Annotated in this window: 16 protein-coding genes and 1 pseudogene; 10 read left to right on the forward strand and 7 right to left on the reverse strand. The window is 63.7% G+C overall.

The features are described 5' to 3' along the window. Positions 1 to 12 precede the first annotated feature (12 nt). Positions 13 to 2160, forward strand: a complete 2148-nt coding sequence (locus C2U70_RS12655; protein WP_140978348.1) for an adenylate/guanylate cyclase domain-containing protein — start codon at positions 13 to 15, stop codon at positions 2158 to 2160. A gap of 207 nt (positions 2161 to 2367) precedes the next feature. Here C2U70_RS12655 and C2U70_RS32980 read toward each other — a convergent pair whose 3' ends face one another. After that, positions 2368 to 2520 (reverse strand): hypothetical protein, encoded by a 153-nt coding sequence (locus C2U70_RS32980; protein ID WP_186294212.1) that lies wholly within the window; start codon positions 2518 to 2520, stop codon positions 2368 to 2370. On the opposite strand from C2U70_RS32980, the gene C2U70_RS33680 reads away from it, so the two are divergent. After that, entirely contained in the window at positions 2510 to 3502 is a 993-nt protein-coding gene (locus C2U70_RS33680; protein ID WP_186294213.1) for a cyclic nucleotide-gated ion channel, read from the forward strand. The genes C2U70_RS32980 and C2U70_RS33680 overlap by 11 nt on opposite strands. Positions 3503 to 3612: 110 nt before the next feature. Beyond that, the gene (locus C2U70_RS12665; RefSeq protein WP_140978350.1) at positions 3613 to 5532 is read left to right on the forward strand and encodes a caspase family protein; all 1920 of its coding nucleotides are present in this window, start codon (positions 3613 to 3615) and stop codon (positions 5530 to 5532) included. Between the two features lie 11 nt (positions 5533 to 5543). Here C2U70_RS12665 and pobA read toward each other — a convergent pair whose 3' ends face one another. After that, a complete protein-coding gene (gene pobA, locus C2U70_RS12670) occupies positions 5544 to 6716 on the reverse strand; it encodes a 4-hydroxybenzoate 3-monooxygenase (protein ID WP_140978351.1) in 1173 nt (390 codons plus the stop codon). A 54-nt stretch (positions 6717 to 6770) separates the two neighbouring features. Here pobA and C2U70_RS12675 point away from each other — a divergent pair, with 54 nt between their 5' ends. From C2U70_RS12675 to C2U70_RS12695, 5 genes are all read left to right on the forward strand, one after another. After that, positions 6771 to 7673, forward strand: coding sequence for a helix-turn-helix domain-containing protein (locus C2U70_RS12675; protein ID WP_140978352.1), 903 nt, complete (start codon positions 6771 to 6773; stop codon positions 7671 to 7673). 46 nt (positions 7674 to 7719) lie between these two features. Then, entirely contained in the window at positions 7720 to 8481 is a 762-nt protein-coding gene (locus C2U70_RS12680) for a hypothetical protein (RefSeq protein ID WP_140978353.1), read from the forward strand. Continuing rightward, positions 8478 to 9626, forward strand: a complete 1149-nt coding sequence (locus C2U70_RS12685) for a transglycosylase (protein ID WP_246666739.1) — start codon at positions 8478 to 8480, stop codon at positions 9624 to 9626. Before C2U70_RS12680 ends, C2U70_RS12685 begins: the two co-directional genes overlap by 4 nt. A gap of 107 nt (positions 9627 to 9733) precedes the next feature. Further along, the gene (locus tag C2U70_RS12690) at positions 9734 to 10537 is read left to right on the forward strand and encodes a L,D-transpeptidase (RefSeq protein ID WP_140978354.1); all 804 of its coding nucleotides are present in this window, start codon (positions 9734 to 9736) and stop codon (positions 10535 to 10537) included. Between the two features lie 343 nt (positions 10538 to 10880). Beyond that, positions 10881 to 11576 carry a Crp/Fnr family transcriptional regulator gene (locus C2U70_RS12695; RefSeq protein WP_140978355.1) on the forward strand — a complete coding sequence of 232 codons (696 nt, stop codon included), beginning with the start codon at positions 10881 to 10883 and terminating at the stop codon, positions 11574 to 11576. Between the two features lie 362 nt (positions 11577 to 11938). Here C2U70_RS12695 and C2U70_RS32985 read toward each other — a convergent pair whose 3' ends face one another. Beyond that, positions 11939 to 12106: a hypothetical protein gene (locus C2U70_RS32985; protein WP_186294215.1), complete on the reverse strand. Its 168-nt coding sequence runs from the start codon at positions 12104 to 12106 to the stop codon at positions 11939 to 11941. Positions 12107 to 12201: 95 nt separating this feature from the next. Here C2U70_RS32985 and C2U70_RS33865 point away from each other — a divergent pair. Next, a pseudogene (locus tag C2U70_RS33865) lies at positions 12202 to 12408 on the forward strand (hypothetical protein); the annotation flags it as partial. 27 nt (positions 12409 to 12435) lie between these two features. Here C2U70_RS33865 and C2U70_RS12700 read toward each other — a convergent pair. The 4 genes from C2U70_RS12700 to C2U70_RS12715 form a co-directional block, all read right to left on the reverse strand. Then, on the reverse strand, positions 12436 to 13122 hold the full coding sequence (locus tag C2U70_RS12700; RefSeq protein ID WP_140978356.1) for a CBS domain-containing protein: 687 nt from the start codon (positions 13120 to 13122) through the stop codon (positions 12436 to 12438). A gap of 237 nt (positions 13123 to 13359) precedes the next feature. Beyond that, complete coding sequence (locus tag C2U70_RS12705) at positions 13360 to 13578, reverse strand: ChaB family protein (RefSeq protein WP_140978357.1); 219 nt, start codon at positions 13576 to 13578, stop codon at positions 13360 to 13362. Between the two features lie 65 nt (positions 13579 to 13643). Further along, complete coding sequence (gene groL, locus C2U70_RS12710; protein ID WP_140978358.1) at positions 13644 to 15266, reverse strand: chaperonin GroEL; 1623 nt, start codon at positions 15264 to 15266, stop codon at positions 13644 to 13646. Positions 15267 to 15559: 293 nt separating this feature from the next. After that, entirely contained in the window at positions 15560 to 16051 is a 492-nt protein-coding gene (locus C2U70_RS12715) for a MarR family winged helix-turn-helix transcriptional regulator (protein WP_140978359.1), read from the reverse strand. 136 nt (positions 16052 to 16187) lie between these two features. Here C2U70_RS12715 and C2U70_RS12720 point away from each other — a divergent pair, with 136 nt between their 5' ends. Continuing rightward, on the forward strand, positions 16188 to 16730 hold the full coding sequence (locus C2U70_RS12720) for a VOC family protein (RefSeq protein ID WP_140978360.1): 543 nt from the start codon (positions 16188 to 16190) through the stop codon (positions 16728 to 16730). Positions 16731 to 16742 lie beyond the last annotated feature (12 nt).

The following is a 16742-nucleotide window of genomic DNA, read 5'->3' on the forward strand; positions in this document are numbered from 1 at the left end:
CTACGCAAGGCGATGCGGCGGATTGGCAGGCGGGACATTGTTGCGGCGATCCTGATCGCGCTGCTTGCGGGCGCGGTCTTCACCTCGCCTCCGCTTGCAATTCTCCAGGGCCTGTCGCTCGACGTGCTGACGGCGCTGCGCCAAAAGCTGGTCGGCGGTGACAGGGATCCAGCGTCCTCCCCCGTCGTCGTGCTGGCGATCGACCAGGAGAGCTACGAGACGGCGCCCTTCAAGGATTCGCCGACGATCACCTGGACGCGCGAGCTCGCGCGGGTGCTGAACGCCGTCGTGGACGGCGGCGCCCGCGTCGTTGGCTTCGACGTCATCTTCAAGTCCTCGATCGAGCAATCGGAAATCCCCTTCGGCGATGCGCCGCTGGGCGCCCGCATGAAAGGCTTTGACCGGGACCATTTGCGCGTACTGCGACAGATGTCCGATGCCGGCAAGCTCGTGCTGGGCGAGATCCAGAACGATCATCCCGAGCGCCCTTTCCCGGGACAGCGTGTTGCGGCCGGCATGAAGAACATTCGCGCGCTCAACGTCCATACCGATTCTGACGACGTCATCCGGCGGATGCCGCTGACCTTCACCATCGACGGCAAGCCCGTGCCGCTGATGGCGCTCGAGCTCGCCGCGCGCGCGCAAGGCGCGGCGCCGGAGCCCGCGCCTGATGGCATGACGCTCGCCGGCTACAAGATCCCGAGCGCGGTTCAAAATACGCTCAGCCTCAATTTCCGCGGCCGCGGTCGCGATGTGCCGTCCTATTCCTTTGCCGACTTGCGTGCCTGCGTCGAGAAGGGCGATGCCGCGTTCTTTCGCCGCGCCTTCGACGGCAAGGTCGTGATCCTCGGCACCGTCCTCAATTTCGAGGACCGCAAGCTGACCTCGATGCGGCTTGCCGGCAGTTATGACGGCACACCCGGGCCGCGCTGCGCCCTGCCCGCGCCGGCGCAGACGACGCGCGCTGCGCGCAGCGACATCGCCGGCGTGTTCGTGCACGCGACCGCCGTGCGCAATCTGATGGAGCGCGATGCGGTGACCGAGCTCGGCTTTCCCTGGCGCACCGCGCTCACGATCGCTTTCGCCGGCGTGATCGCACTCGCGGCCTGCCTGCTGGCGCCGACCGGCGCGATCCTCGCCTATCTCGCGCTCATCGCCGTCTACGCCGCTTGCGCCGTCGGCCTGTTCGTCCACGCGCTTGCGCTGCCGCTGACCGAACCCGCACTCGCCGGTCTCGCCGCCGCGGTCCTCATGACCGGCTACCGCTTCGTGATCGCCGACCGCGAGGAGCGCTTTTTGCGCAAGAGCTTTGCGTTCTATTTGGCGCCGCAGGTGATCGACACCATGGTGGCCTCGGGCAAGATGCCGGCGCTCGGCGGCGAGATGCGCAACGTCACCGTGTTCTTCTCCGACGTCGCCGGTTTCTCCTCGATCGCGGAGAGCATGACGCCGGGCGAGCTGGTGACGCTGATGAACGACTATCTCTCCGCCATGACCGACATCGTCGAGGGCCATGGCGGCTATGTCGACAAATATATCGGCGATTCCATCGTCGCGGTGTTTGGCGCGCCGGCCGACGATCCCGGCCATGCCGGCAATGCCGTGCATGCCGCATTGAAATGCCGCGACAAGCTCGACGAGCTCAACCGCACGCACCCGACGTTCAGCGGGCGCAGGCTGTCGCACCGTATCGGGCTCAACACCGGCGAGGCCGTGGTCGGCAATATCGGCTCGCACCGGCGCTTCAACTACACCGTGATGAGCGATGCCGTGAACGTCGCCTCGCGGCTGGAGGGCGCCAACAAATATCTGGGCACCTCGATCATGGCCTCGGAGATGACGGTGGCGCAGACCGGCGAGACCTTCGCCTGGCGCGAGCTCGACGCTATCCGCGTCAAGGGCCGCGACGAGCCGGTCAGGATCTACGAGCCGCTAGCTGAGCGCGGCGCCGAGACGCCGGACCAGGCAAAAGCGGCTGCGGCCTATGCCGAAGGCCTCGCCCACTGGCGGGCGCGTGAGTTCGCCAAGGCTGCGGATTGCTTTGCGCGGGTCGCCGCGACCGACCCACCGTCTGCGCTGTTCGAAGCCCGCGCCAGGACCCACGCCGCCAATCCGCCGCCCGCGGACTGGACGCCGGTGAATACGCTCGAGGGAAAATAGCGACCGAGGTCGAACGGATGGCCTTCGGCCCAGTCGAGCCATGCTGAGTGCGTGATGGCGAATTGGACGCAGCGCGCAATCGTTGACCCAGGTCAATCCCGTTACGCAAGCCTCCCGCTATCAGGAGAAATTCGCGGGCTACCCGCGGAACGTCGAGCTTCGCCTGCCGACTCTGGTCTATCCAGCGTGAACGTCGATGAGATCCGCTTACTGGCCGTCACTCGGCTCCATGCCCTCCAATGGTCTTGCGACCATCGGGCTGCTTGCGATGATCCTCAACACGGCGCCGGCGGCGACGACGGCCCAGCGGCTCCTGCTTTCTTCGACCGTCATTGCGGTCTCGGCCGCAATGATCGCCATGCTTGCTTTCCACCTCTGGACCGTCCCGGGATGGCGGAAGCGCGCGAGATATGTAGCCTCGGCAGAGGGGATGATCGACCTGGCCTCGGCCTGCGCGCTGCCATTCGGCTGGCTCATCGTACCGGACCCGCAAGATGCCCAGCTTTTTGCCCTGGTGTGGGCCCTGCGTTATATCCGCCACGCTTCGGGCCTCGCGCTGTTCTGGCGCGTGATGCATCGCAGTCGCACCGCGCTGCTGAGCATTCTCAGTCTCTTCATTGCGATCTTCTTCGTCGCCTCCTCGCTCGCCTACATTTTCGAGCGGCACGCTCAGCCGGACGCGTTCGGCAGCATCCCGCGGGCCATGTGGTGGGCCATCGTCACCATGACCACGACGGGCTATGGCGACATGTTGCCGGTCACGATCTGGGGACGACTCCTGGCGGGATGGGTCATGGTCGGCGGCGTCGTGATGTTTGCACTGCAGGCCGGCATCATCGCCACCGCCTTCGCCGCAGAATTACAGCGTCGGCACTTTCTCCATATCTGGGATCTGGTCACGCGTGTACCGCTGTTCCAGAAGCTCGGCGCCGCCACCATCGCAGACATCGTGCGGCGGCTGGAGATGCGCGACGTCGGCAAGGGCGCCATCATCGTCCGCAAGGGCGAGCCGGGCGACACGATGTATTTCGTCGTTTCGGGGGAAGCCGCGGTGCAGCTCGACCCGGCGCCCATTGTCCTCAACCCCGGAAGCTTCTTCGGCGAAATGGCGCTCTTGTTCGGCGCTCCCCGTTCAGCGACCGTCGTCGCTACCAAGCCCAGCGTCCTGCTCGTGCTCGACGTTGCCGATTTGCGCGAATTGGCGGCGAGACGGCCGGAGCTCGTCGATCTCATCGAGGCCGAGGCCCGGCGCCGCAGGGATGCCAATGCGGCAAGCCAACCGCCGTCGACCCCGTCCGAAAGAACGCTCCGCGCGCTGGCGGCCGCACAAGTCCCCGACTGAATGCCGGCAACATATGCGGGTTCGCCGCCGGCCGTTGATGTTCCTCAATGACATCGGGTGCTGCTCTGGTCAGGTAGACGCTCCCGGAATCCGGACAGGCGCTCATTGTCATGATTGTCGTCACCCGCCGCATTCGACTGTTCGCGCTCATCGGCCTTGCCATGCTGGCGTCGCTCTCCCACCCGCACCGAGGCGAGGCCGCGTCCACCGATTACGACGACTGCATCGCGCTGCAATACGACCGCGTCAGGACCGAGGCGGAGATCGCGGCCACCATCGCGACCTGCACGCGCGTGTTGCAGGATCCCTCCGCCTCGGCCGAGCGGCGCGCCTACGGCCTCTATTTCAGGGCCCTCAATCACTTCCTCGAAGCGACGCGGCTTTCCCTTGCCGAGATGAAGCCGATCGGATCGGCCGGCGATGCCGCGCAACGCGAGCTGAAATCTGCGCTTGACGATCTCGCCGCATGCATCGCGGTCGCGCCCGCACCGCATCCGCAACCCTTCAGCCTCAGGGCGACGATCCATACGGTGCTGGAGCAGTTCGACGATGCCCTCGACGATCTCGCACACGCCATCCGCGCCGATCCGAAAATCTCCCATCACTTCGCCCAGCGCGCGCTGATCCTGGAGCGGCTCGACCGGTTTCCGGAAGCCCGTGCCGATCTCGACGCGGCCGTCGAGCTCGACCCCGGGAACCAGAACGCGTGGATCAGCCGCGCCATGCTCTGGGCCCGATACGGCGACGTCGAGCGCGCGTTCGCCGATTACGGCCGGGCCGAGGCCCTCGGCGGCCCCCAGACCTGGCACGCGCTCAGCGGCCGCGCGCGGCTTGCGGTCAGTCGCGGCGACCCCTCGCGCGGCTTTGCCGACTGGACCCGGGCCGCCGAACTCACCGTGCTGCCCACGCTGGCCGCGCAGTTCCACGTTCGCGCCGGAAATCTGGCGCGCGACTACCTGAAGGATCGCGACAAGGCTCTGCAGTCCTACGCGCGGGCGCTTGCCGTCGCGCCATACCACGCCGACGCCCTCATCCAGCGCGGCCTGGCGTTCGAGCGCGCCGGCCGCTTCGACGATGCGTCGAATGACTATCGCAAGGCCGGCGAGATGACCCGCGGCAATCCGCTCGAAAAGGGCATCTACGACTACTCGGTCTTCCGGCTGGAGGTGCTGCGCGCACGGGCATCGCGAAAGGCGGGCGATCCGCCGCTGCCGCCGAACATCAACGTCCTGTCCGGTTCGGCCCAGGCCGCCGGCAAGGATCGCGGCCGGCGTATCGCCCTCGTCGTCGGCAACGCGGCATACGAGCATGTTACGGCCTTGATGAACGCCGACCGCGACGCCGAGAGCGTCGGAGCCGCCTTGAGCGAGGCCGGCTTTGCTCGCGTCACGGTGGCGACCGATCTGGACAGGAACCAGATGGACGGCGTGTTGCGGCAATTCGCCGACGAGGCGGCCGGCGCTGACTGGGCGCTGGTCTACTATGCCGGCCATGGCATCGAGATCGACGGAGCCAATTTTGCCATACCTATCGATGCGAGCATGGAAACTCTGCGAAAGGCTTCCTCGCACGCGATCTCCATCGACCGCATGGTTTCCGCCGTTGAGCGAGCGAAGACTCTTCGCCTGGTCGTTCTCGATGCCTGTCGCGACGATCCGTTCGTGCAGGAGGCGCACCGGGCGGCCGCCAGCAAGAGAACGTTCGACAAGGCCGGCGATGCCGCGCTGGATCCGCTGATCGCCCGCAGGAAGGCCATCGGGGGAGGTCTCGCCGGCGTACGACTTGCCCAATTGAACACGATTGCGCTGTTCTCCACGCAACCCGGCCAGATCACGCTCGACGGCGACGAGCTGAACAGCCCCTTCACGCGGGCGTTCGTGTCGAACATGGCGACCCCAACCCTCGATCTGCGCCTGTTCTTCGAACGGATTCGCCAGGACGTGGCGAACACCACGCAGGGGCGTCAGCGCCCGGCCGTCGACGGGCGCCTCAGGGAAGGTGAGCAGTTCTTCTTCTTTCCGGCGCGGTGACCGGGACCGCTTTAGAACGGCAGCCCGACATAGTTCTCCGCGAGCATGCGCTGCGCTGCCTCGGAGGAGAACAGATAGGACAACTCGGTCTGCTGCAGCCGGTCCTCATATTCGAGCCGGTCGGGGAAGCGGTGCAGCATCATGGTCATCCACCAGGAGAAGCGCTGCGCCTTCCAGATCCGCGCCAGCGCCTTGGCGGAATAGCCCGCGAGGCCGGAATCGTCGCCCTTGTGATAATGCGCGAGCATCGCGTGATAGAGGTAGTAGATGTCGGACGCCGCGCTGTTCAGCCCGCGCGCGCCGGTCGGCGGCACGATGTGGGCGGCATCGCCGGCGAGGAACAGCCGGCCATAGCTCATCGGCTCGGCCACGAAGGAGCGCAAGGGCGCGATGCTCTTCTCGATCGAGGGTCCCGTGATCAGGCGGCTGGCGACCTGCTCCGGCAGGCGGCGCTTCAGCTCGGCCCAGAACGCATCGTCCGACCAGTCCTCGACCTTGTCGGTGAGCGGCACCTGGACGTAATAGCGGCTCAAGACCTGCGAGCGCATCGAGCACAGCGCAAAGCCGCGCTCGTGCTTGACATAGATCAGCTCCGGATTGACCGGTTTTGTGCGCGACAGCACGCCGAGCCAGCCGAACGGATAGACCTTTTCGTATTCGCGCAGCACGTCCTTCGGGATCGACTTGCGGCTGACGCCGTGAAAGCCGTCGGCGCCGACGATGTAGTCGCAGTCGACGCGGGTGGTCTCGCCATTGTGCCGATAGGTGACGTAAGGCTTGTCCGACTTGAGGTCGAACGGCGTGACGTCCTCGGCATTGTGCACGACCTTGCCGCCGGCCCGGTCGCGTGCCTCGTACAGGTCGCGGGTGATCTCGGTCTGGCCGTAGACGAGCACCGAATTGCCGCCGGAATATTTATGGAGGTCGACGCGGTCGAGCACGCCGTCATGGGCGATCTCGAACCCGTCATGGATCTCGCCCTCGCGGTCCATCCGCTCGCCGCACTCGGCCTCGCGCATCAGCTTTGCAAAGCCGTGCTCGAGCACGCCGGCGCGGATGCGGGCCAGCACGTGGTCGCGGCTGTATTTTTCGAGCACGATGGTGTCGATGCCCTTGAGGTGCAGAAGCTGGGACAGCAAGAGCCCCGACGGCCCGCCGCCGATGATGCAAACCTGAACTTTCATGGCGATCTCCTCCCGCTGTTTGCGAACTTGTCGCAGGAAAGCCCCCGCAAGCCGATGGAGGGATCGGCCTTTGTCTTGTACAATTCGAACATGGGAACCCCACAGTCGAAATCGTCCATCCAGGTCTTCAACCTCTTTGGGGAGTCCGGCGACCTGCCGGACGTGGTGCACTGCGAGACGATCGCGTCCCGCTCGGTCCTGCACGACTGGAAGCTGGCCGTGCACCGCCACGCCCGGTTGCACCAGGTGCTGCTGGTCGAGCGCGGCGGCGGCGAGGCGACGCTGGACGGCCAAATTCACACCTTGAAGCCGGGGCAGATCGTCAACGTGCCGGTCGGCCACGTCCACGGCTTCCGCTTCATCCCGGGCACGCAGGGCTGGGTGCTGACCATCGCCGCCGAAATTCTCGACGAGGTGCTGCTCGCCTCGGAGGGCCTGCGCGCGGTGCTGTCGCAATCCGCCGTGCTGCGCGGCACGCCGCAGATCCGCGCCACCATGAAGCAGATCTTTGCCGAGCACGCCGCGCGGAATTTCGGCCGCGCGCATCTGTTGCGCGCGCTGTCGGCCGCGGTGATCGGGCTCGTGGCGCGCGCGCTCGCCGCGGAGACCCATGGCGGCGGCACGGCGGAATCCGACCTGTTCCGCCGCTTCGAGGCGTTGCTGGAAGAGAATCATCTGGCACGCTGGAGCGTCGCCGACTACGCGGATGCGCTGTCGGTGACGCCGACGCATCTCAACCGGATCACGCGCGCGGCAACCGGCGACACCGCCTCGCACCTCATCCTCAACCGTCTGATCCGCGAGGCCAGGCGCAACCTCGTCTATACCAACCTGCCGGTCTCGACGATCGCCTACGCGCTCGGTTTCGAGGATCCCGCCTATTTCAGCCGAGTCTATGCCTCGGCGACAGGGCTGTCGCCGAGCGCGTTTCGCGAGCAGATTCATGGCGCGGAGTAAGCGCGATACGATGGGCATGGGGACGGGCTTGAGCTTGGAGAATTCGGTGAAGCGACGCGATTTCGTGAGGGGCCTCGCACCTCTCGCCTTCCTGCTCCTCGCGCTGGCTTGCACGCAGGCGCAGGCGCAGCCTCAGGGCGGATCGGACTCGTCATTGCCCCTTCTCGACCTGCTCTACGTCGTTGTCGTCGAGCCGCTCTTTCCGCTGCTGGCAGGCGCCGTCCTGTTCATGTGGACCCGTTCCCACCTGATCGCGGCAGGCCTTTCCGCCCTCGGCTTCGGCGCATGGGGCGCCGTGTACTTCTCTCGCCTGTCAGTCGACGGTCCCTTGTCGGGCGCGCTCTACGGATTGGGTTTCGACGGCATCACCGGCGGGTTATTGGCGCTCGCCGGCAGCTTCTACGTGCACCTGATCGGAACGGAGGCGCGACGCCTGGGTAAGGAGCGGACGACAATCGTGCACGCCGGCGGCATCGCCTTCGCGGCAACAGCCTTTGTCCTGCTCCTCGTGACGCATGGCTCGGACAAGGTCGGGATCGGGCTCTATCTCGTCATGCTCGCGTGGTCGTTCGGGGCCGCCTATGCGACCGGCAGCTTCGGCGGTCTCGTCGCCACGATGGCGTTCGCGCTGGTCGCCATGGTGCATGGCATCTGGGGCGCCGCAATCTTGAGCGGTGCCCGCGATGCTGGCCAGGCCTATCTCGCGATCTTCGCCGTGCCGCCCTTGCTGCTGGCTGTCGTCGCGACCGCCGCCCTTGGCAGATGGCTCGGCGGCGCCCGATCGGCAAACAGCGCTGCCGATAAGTGAACCGACAAGTCGTCGTTCCTAATGAAATCTTAACATGCCGGACTCAGTCTGGATCGCTGGGCACATGCGTGCACCGTTGGAACCAACTGAGGGGTTGGGGAATGAAAGCGGTCCAGGTCGTCGGCATCGTGGGTGCGGTCGCATTTGCGGTGATGATCCTTCAGTTCGGCGAAGACACGCCACCCGTGGCCGAGCCGACCGCAACGCCGGCAGCGGTTATACAAGCCAGGACGCCCCCTGCGGATGCATTCGCCGCCATCGCGCCGGAACTCGCCGCGCGATTTACAACAGTGCTCGCACAAGGGTCTGCTTCAGCGACTGCGACGCCTGCGGAGCCGCCGATCGCCCGAACTGAGGTCGCCGACGAATCGACCATGAAGCTGGCGGCGATCAGCCCCCATGAAGTCGTGGCGCCAGCGGGCGATGCATCCGTTGTTGCCCCGAAGTCGGACGGTCCTTCCACGTCAGCGCCGGCGGCCCAGGATTTCCAGTATCTGATCTACTACGTCTGGTCCGAGCTGCCGCCGGCCGAGAAGCCGGCGGACGTTGTCCTGAGGTCCTTCAAGGACATTCCGATCGGAACGCCGGTCGAGGAAATCAAGCGCGCATCCGATGCGTTCGGTCTCGATGCCAATTTCATGAAAGCGGTTGCCAAGATCGAGTCCGGCTTCGATCCCAAGCAACGCACCGGGTCGTATATCGGCCTGTTCCAGTTGAGCGAATACGAGTTCGGCAAGTTCGGCGCCGGGCAGATTCGCAGTCCCCGCGACAATGCCGTTGCGGCGGCCTACAAGGTCATTACCGAAGGCATTCTGTTCGAGTGGGTGACGCATCGGAAGCCGACCTTGAGCGATCTTTACCTGATCCATCAACAGGGATGGGAAGGTGCCGCCGAGCACATCAGCCGACCGGATCGCATCGCCTGGAAATCCATGTGCGCCACCGGCGAAGGCAAGGAAAAAGGCGAGAAGTGGTGCAAGCGCGCGATCTGGCGAAATACTCTTCCAGACGTCAAGCGTGCGTGGAAATCGGTCGACAAGCTGACATCGGAGGCGTTCGTCGGCATGTGGCGCGCGCGGGTTGCTGAATTCCAGGCGAAATACATGGCCGCCGCCGCAGCCCCCGCCGAACCGGGGAAACAATAGGCGTTAACCAACGCCAACGGTTCCGGCCCCGAGCGAAAATCGCTTCGAAGTTTCTTAAATTTTGCTGCTGTACCTCTTCTCTCGCATGGCGATCCGGGGAAAGAGATATGGCTAAGCGCGCCAAACGTCGAAAGGCAGAGGCGCTCGCAATACCAATGGCCGCGCGGGTTGCAATTGGCGCCGTGGCCGTCGCCGCATTGGGATATGGCCTCCTGTCCGGCCCGGCGAGCGTGCAGAAGCCGTCCGCGCCCCAAGCTCAAGTCCAAGCCAAGGCATCGTCAACGCCGGTTTACGTGGCGCCTCCGGTTCATGCATCAGCGCCACCTCCGGCTCCCACCCAGGCGCCAGCGCCTCTGGTCGAACCGCCGAAAGCCGCTGAGGGCCCCGGCGCATTGGTCCGGCAGGTGGTCGACTATGCAAGCCGCCAGACGCCGGGCACCGTGATCATCGATACCAAGAACACATTCCTTTATCTCGTGCTGAACGACACGCAGGCGCTGCGCTACGGCATCGGCGTCGGCCGCGAAGGCTTTACATGGTCCGGGGAGCAGACCGTGGCCCGCAAGGCCGAATGGCCGGATTGGCATCCGCCTGTGGAGATGGTCTCGCGTCAGCCCTATCTGCCGCGGTTCATGGCAGGCGGCCCCGGCAACCCGCTCGGCGCCCGCGCGATGTATCTCGGCGAGACCGAATATCGAATTCACGGCACCAACAAGCCCGACACGATCGGCAAGCGGGTCTCCTCCGGCTGCATCCGGCTGACCAATGAGGACGTCGTGGATCTCTACGAGCGGGTGAAAGTCGGCGCGAAAGTGATCGTGCTTCCGGCAACCGCTTCGCCGTCGAACCGGCCCTCGGCAACGAACGCGCAGATTCTGTCATCAGGACCGAAGGTCGCCGAGGCCCGATAACCCGCGCCCCCGACGCAGGGCAATCGCATATCACCCTGGAGAGTTCGCGCGCAGACGTTTCCGCATCGTCATGGCCGGGCTTGTCCCGACCATCCGCGACCTTTCCTGCCGAAGGGTGAGATCGCCAACTGGCGGTAGGCAACTTTAGAGCAAACACGCACCCAAACCAGTTGCTGCAGCAGCAAAAGCCGAGCCCCGCAAGGAGCAAATCGACTTCCGCTAAGTCGAGTATCCGACAAAAGCTTGGGGATGCCTGTGTTAAGGTAAGTCATTGCCGATTGGTGCTTGGGCGTTGGCAACTGAGAGTTCTCTGCACTCCCGCCTTCTCGAACGGGAGCGCATGATGTTGCATTCCAACGCCATACTCGCAGCGCTATCGGCGAGCGATGCAGCCGCCCTGCGACCACATCTTAAGGCCACTCATCTTCCGCAAAAAACCGTGCTGTATGAGACCGGCGATAAGATCGAAGCCGTTTACTTCCCAGTAAGTGCCGTCGTTTCTCTCGTTGTATCGCTGGCGAGCGGGGAAATGACTGAAGCCGCAATGGTGGGCAGGGATGGCGCTGTTGGCCTCGCGTCTGCATTAGACGGGAAAATCGCAATGTGCCGTGCCGTTGTACAATTGGGCGGCGATGCGATGGTCTGTGACCCGGCTGCGTTCAGGGGCGCTGCCTTGCAATCAGAGAGCCTGATTTCAACGGTGATGCGACACGAGCAGACTTTATTCGCGCAAGCACAGCAATCAACCGCTTGCATGGCAAATCATGAAATTGATGCCCGGCTTTGCCGCTGGCTCTTGCGCGCCCGTGATTTATCCGAAAGCGATCATCTTCCGTTCACGCAGGAATTTCTTGCTGAAATGCTGGGCGTCCAGCGCACGAGCGTGACAACCGTGGCGCGCACGCTTCAGGAAGCGGGGATGGTCAAGTACGCTCGCGGAAAAATTGAAATACTTGATGTTGAAGGTCTGCGCGAAGGCGCCTGCGAGTGCTACGAAACGATTAAGCAACAGTACTGCCAGTTGCTAGGCCACAAATAATCGGGCGTGGAGAACCAAGAAGCTGCGGAATTTCCAGACTGGGCATGCATGGCATCAAATCAATTGTTTGGAATGCCCGTTCGAGAGCCGCCAGCTTGGACGAAGAGGCCCCGGTTTGGTAAGCCCCCTCGCCAAGGTCTACCGTCCATCTCCAATCGGAGCTATTGGCTTCTGGCCTCAACGAATATGGAATGTTCCTGTACGTCCAGAAGGTCATGGCGCGCACCTGGGGCTGCTGCGACGAAGAGGAAGAGATCGTCTACCAACTAACGCAACCTCACAGAGGCAAACTTCGTCCGGAGGGGCCACGGCGGGATTCCATGTGGACAGCGAGAGACGGGCTCCGCCCTATCCTCGATGGGTTATTGTCGCTTTGGATTGTCCTGAGTCCCACCCGGAGTTGCGGGCACGTCTCTGGCTTCTTCTTCGGCTAAAAGCTGTCGGATGAGCGCCCGCTTATCCTCGTTCGTCTCTTCCTCCAGAAGTCGCCGGTATCGGCGGATATTTTCATTGTGAATGTAGCGCTCCATGACCGGTCTCCTGGACGAGAGCCTAAGACGCAAGGATTCCAATGTCTGTCGGGTACCCGACAGACATTGCCAAATTAGGACGGCCGATGTGCCTTCGCGTCATTGGCGAAGCCGAATTCGGTGTGCCGGCCTCTTTTGCACTGAACGTCGCTCCCGGCAGAATTGTTTGAACTCGATTGTTTTAACTCGATCTCTGGAAAGCAGATCTCTCGCCACTGCAACGAATCGCAGCTCTGGGTGAACTCCGCCTCTGGTGTTATCGGACGGCTCCAGCTTCCGCATCTGCCAGAACGGGGTATTGAGGACCTCCGGCCCGGTCTCCGCTCGGGTCAGTAGACGAAGGCCGGTGTTTCGAGCAGATGGTCATTCACGGTCACCACGCCGGGTATCGCTTCGGCGGCAACGCGAATGGCCGTGCGTTCGGCGACCGACGGCGCGAAACCCCAGATGTCGACCACGCCATTCTGCACGATCGCGTTCACATTGAACGTATGAGCCCAGGGCTGCTTCCTGAGCTCCTCGAAGAACCTCTTCCTGATGACTGAATCCGGAAGCGAAATCTCAAGCCTTGGTCTGGCACTCGCGATGGCTTGGAGCAGGTTGGCCCGGCTGACGATTCCGACGATCTGGCCTTCCTTGTTGACGATAGGAAGGCGTTTGATCTGGCGCTGTTCGAGAAGCATGGCGACCTCGTGCAGAGGCGTCTCGGGTGAGGTGGTAGCGACGTCCCGCGTCATGATGTCCTGCACCTTGATCGAGTGCGACTTGACGTATTCAGTCGCAAGCTGGGCATCGCCGGTCAGCAGGCGCAACCACCACGAGGGGGAGCGTTCGGTCCCGCTCTCGGCCCTGTGGAGCAGATCGCCTTCGCTCACGATTCCGAGCACCTTGTTGTCCGCATCGACGACCGGCACAGCACTGATCCGGCGTTCCAACAGGATCTGCGCGACCTGGCGGACGGTTGTGTTTGGTCCAACCGTGACCACTGGCGACACCATCACGTCTCGTGCATGCATGACAAGCCTCCGTATCCAGGATTTTCGTATCCTGCCCGATCGCGGGCCGCTTGGATTGACCCGGATCAAGCAGCGCGGCTTGCTCGCGAATGGTTCAGGAAGGCGGTCGGCCTACCGCCCAAGACGGTCGAATGGCACTGGAACTCGATCCGGCCGGCTTTCTGCGCATCACGCGCCACTCGTGTTGTTGCAATTCACCTAGCCATTTCGACTGCGAGGCGGGCGAGCGTCGCGCCTCTAAGCATCCGGCCACTTCGGTACCCACTGGTCGCCACGTTTCACATAGGAGCGCTTCACGGCGGCCCATGCTGTTCGATGCGCGATTTCTTCTTGTCGAAGCTCCCCCGTATGCGAGGCAAAGGAATGGTTGAATGCCTCCCGATAGATGTCGAGGGCATGAGACGGCAGGTGGTGCCGCACGCCAGGCGGAAGATCGCTGTTCGATCGATAAGGCATCCGAACTCCCGTGCCTCTCACCCCGATCCTTGGCGGTAAGGAGCCGAAGCAGAAAGCCGCTGCGGCTAAATCGCCAGGTCGTGCTCGGGCGCCCGCTCGCGCTTCGAGTCCGGAATCTCCGTCATCGTCGCTTCCGTCAGGAGCAGCACGCTGGCAACCGAAACGGCATTCTCAAGTGCGATCCGCACGACCTTCACTGGATCGACAATGCCGGCTTCCACGAGATCGACATAGACCTTGCGGGCAGCATCGAAGCCTACGCTGCCTTCGCTGCTCAGCATCCGCGCAACCACAACCCCGCCATCGGTAGCGGAATTCTCCGCAATCTGACGTGCCGGAGCTTCAAGTGCGCGCCTTAGAATTTGCACACCGGTCCGTTCGTCACCCTCGCAAATCCCTTCTTCCCCGGTCACTGCGGCCACGGTTCGAAGCAGCGCGAGTCCGCCGCCTGGTACGATGCCCTCCGCAACGGCCGCTTTGGTCGAGCTGATGGCATCGTCGAGGGCTTCCTTCTTGGCTTTCATCTCGGCTTCGGTCGGCGCTCCGACCCGGATCACGGCGACGCCGCCAGATAGCTTGGCCAGGCGTTCCCCGAGCTTTTCCCGGTCGTAGTCACTGGTGGTCTTCTCGATTTCGACCCGAATCTGCGCCAGCCGCGCGTCAATGCGCGAACGGTCGCCGCCGCTTCCGATCAGGGTGGTGTTCTCCTTGTCGGCAACCACCCGCGCGGCACGGCCAAGCTGTTGCAGAGTGGCACTTTCCAGCTTCAAGCCAATCTCTTCGGAGATGACCTGCGCGCCGGTCAAAATTGCGATGTCCTCCAGCATGGCCTTGCGCCGATCGCCGAACCCGGGCGCCTTGACCGCGCAGGCCTTCAGCACGCCGCGAAGCTGGTTGACGATAAGCGTCGCCAAAGCTTCGCCTTCGATGTCTTCCGCGATGATCAGGAGCGACCGGCCACTCTTGGCAACCTGCTCGAGCAGAGGCACGAGGTCGCGCAACGCGCCGATCTTGTGGTCGCAGAGGAGAACGTAGGGGTCCTGTAACACAGCTTCCATACGGTCCGCATCTGTGACGAAATAGGGCGACAGGAAACCGCGATCGAACTTCATTCCTTCGACGACGTCCAGAAACGTCTCCGTCGTTTTGGATTCTTCGACCGAGATCACGCCATCGCCGCCGACCTTTTCAATGGCGTCGGCGACCAGTTCACCGATGGACGTATCGTTGTGTGCCGAAATCGTCGCAACCTGCGCCTTCTCGGCCCTGGTCTTCACCGGCTTTGCCATGGCGCGCAGCGCCGCGATGGCGGCCTGTGTGCCTCGATCCAGACCACGCTTCAGGTCGATTGCGCTCGCGCCGGCAACGACGTTGCGAACTCCGTCCGACAGAATGGCATGCGCAAGTATCGTCGAGGTGCTGGTGCCGTCTCCGACCACGTCGCCTGTCTTCTCGGCGGCCTGACGAAGGACCTGGGCGCCAAGATTCTCCTCGGGATCCCTAAGATCGAACTCCTTCGCGATGGTGACGCCATCGTTGCAGACGATCGGCGTTCCCCATCCCTTCTGAATCAGAACAGATTTCGACTTCGGGCCAAGTGTAACGCGCACCGCGTCTGCGAGGAGGGAAGCACCACGCAGGATCTTCTCGCGTGCCGCCGAATGGAACAGGATTTGTTTGTGTGCCATTGAAATGCCCGAGTGTGCGCCGCCGTTGCCGATATTCCAGTTTGTATGACTGCGCTTGGCATGAATTGATCTTGGTCAATGTACAGCCGACGCCGAATGTCGCGATCTCTGCAAGGCAGCGGTGGCGTTGTTGGCCGAAACAAGCCGAGGCAGTCGTCTCCCATCACCTATTCGACGGATGTTCGTGGGAAGAACAGACGGAGCCAGATCAAGTCTCATCGGGAGCAGACCATGGCGATGCCATCCTCCTCCAGACCGCAAAGCGGCCGCGACTAATCCATGAGCCTGCGACCTCAGCCCAGTTCAGCCGATAATTTGCGCATCGCACGGTCGAGCACCTCGGCCTCCTCCGCCGTCAGCACGCTCAGCAGCTTCGTTTCCCGCGCCAGCGCGAACGGCACGATCTTGCGGTACAGCGCGCGTCCCGTCGGCGTCAGCGAGACGATGAGCCCGCGCCGGTCGTCGGGATCGGATTTGCGGGTCACGATGCCGCGCGCCTCCAGGCCCTGCATGGCGCGGCTGACCTGCATCTTGTCGAGTGTCGTGAGCGGCCCGACCTGCTTGGTCGCGATCTCCGATCGCCCCCCCAGCAGCGCGAGCACGCGCCATTCCTGCCGCGTCAGCGCGAAGCGCTCGGAATAGACCTCGGCCACCGCCAGGGACACCTGCTCGGCGAGCCGGGCCAGCCGATAGGGAAAATAGCGCTGCAGGTCGAGCACCGCCCCCTCGCCTTCCGAACCGCCCTTCGCGGCAAGGCTCCGCGCCTCGTTCGTACGTCCCGCCATGCCAATCCGTCCCACGCTGCCACCGGCAAGATTCTTCCCGTCCGATTGATCGAGATCAAATCCGGCGGATAGTAACATTTGATACTAATTTGGCAACGGCACGCCATGACCACGTGCCCAGGGAGCCCGGAACGCCATGAAGATCGAGAAGATCCACCACGTCGCCTATCGCTGCGTCGACGCCAAGGCCACCGTCGATTTCTACAAGAAGGTTTTGGACATGGACCTGCTCGGCGCCATCGCCGAGGATAAGGTGCCCTCGACCAAGGCGCCCGATCCCTACATGCACATCTTCCTCGATGCGGGGAACGGCAACATTCTCGCCTTCTTCGAGCTGCCGAACTCGCCGCCGATGGGTCGCGACCCCAACACGCCGGACTGGACCCAGCACATCGCCTTCCAGGTCAAGGACCTCGCCGAGCTCGAAGAGGCCAAGGCGCGCGCGGAGGCTGCCGGCCTCGACGTCGTCGGTATCACCGACCACACCATCTTCAAGTCGATCTACTTTCGCGACCCGAACGGCCACCGCCTCGAGATCGCCGCCTGGACCGCAACGCCGGACCAGATCCAACGCATGAAATCCGTTGCCCACGACATGGTCGAGGAATGGTCGCGCACCAAGCGCCCGCCGCGCCACACCGCCTGGATGCACGAGAAGGAGTTTGCGGACGCACGCTGATTTCGGGCAGGG

Source organism: Bradyrhizobium guangdongense (assembly GCF_006483445.1).
In the GTDB taxonomy this organism is placed as follows: Bacteria; Pseudomonadota; Alphaproteobacteria; order Rhizobiales; family Xanthobacteraceae; genus Bradyrhizobium; species Bradyrhizobium guangdongense_A.

What these genes read in the sequence shown, in the direction of transcription:
- pobA (WP_140978351.1), bottom strand. Translation starts at nt 6,716, where the DNA reads ATGAAAGTTCAGGTTTGCATCATCGGCGGCGGGCCGTCGGGGCTCTTG.
- C2U70_RS12695 (WP_140978355.1), top strand. Translation starts at nt 10,881, where the DNA reads ATGTTGCATTCCAACGCCATACTCGCAGCGCTATCGGCGAGCGATGCA.
- C2U70_RS12665 (WP_140978350.1), top strand. Translation starts at nt 3,613, where the DNA reads ATGATTGTCGTCACCCGCCGCATTCGACTGTTCGCGCTCATCGGCCTT.
- C2U70_RS12720 (WP_140978360.1), top strand. Translation starts at nt 16,188, where the DNA reads ATGAAGATCGAGAAGATCCACCACGTCGCCTATCGCTGCGTCGACGCC.
- C2U70_RS32985 (WP_186294215.1), bottom strand. Translation starts at nt 12,106, where the DNA reads ATGGAGCGCTACATTCACAATGAAAATATCCGCCGATACCGGCGACTT.
- C2U70_RS12700 (WP_140978356.1), bottom strand. Translation starts at nt 13,122, where the DNA reads ATGCATGCACGAGACGTGATGGTGTCGCCAGTGGTCACGGTTGGACCA.
- C2U70_RS12690 (WP_140978354.1), top strand. Translation starts at nt 9,734, where the DNA reads ATGGCTAAGCGCGCCAAACGTCGAAAGGCAGAGGCGCTCGCAATACCA.
- C2U70_RS33680 (WP_186294213.1), top strand. Translation starts at nt 2,510, where the DNA reads ATGATCGCCATGCTTGCTTTCCACCTCTGGACCGTCCCGGGATGGCGG.
- groL (WP_140978358.1), bottom strand. Translation starts at nt 15,266, where the DNA reads ATGGCACACAAACAAATCCTGTTCCATTCGGCGGCACGCGAGAAGATC.
- C2U70_RS12675 (WP_140978352.1), top strand. Translation starts at nt 6,771, where the DNA reads ATGGAGGGATCGGCCTTTGTCTTGTACAATTCGAACATGGGAACCCCA.
- C2U70_RS12715 (WP_140978359.1), bottom strand. Translation starts at nt 16,051, where the DNA reads ATGGCGGGACGTACGAACGAGGCGCGGAGCCTTGCCGCGAAGGGCGGT.
- C2U70_RS12705 (WP_140978357.1), bottom strand. Translation starts at nt 13,578, where the DNA reads ATGCCTTATCGATCGAACAGCGATCTTCCGCCTGGCGTGCGGCACCAC.
- C2U70_RS32980 (WP_186294212.1), bottom strand. Translation starts at nt 2,520, where the DNA reads ATGGCGATCATTGCGGCCGAGACCGCAATGACGGTCGAAGAAAGCAGG.
- C2U70_RS12655 (WP_140978348.1), top strand. Translation starts at nt 13, where the DNA reads ATGCGGCGGATTGGCAGGCGGGACATTGTTGCGGCGATCCTGATCGCG.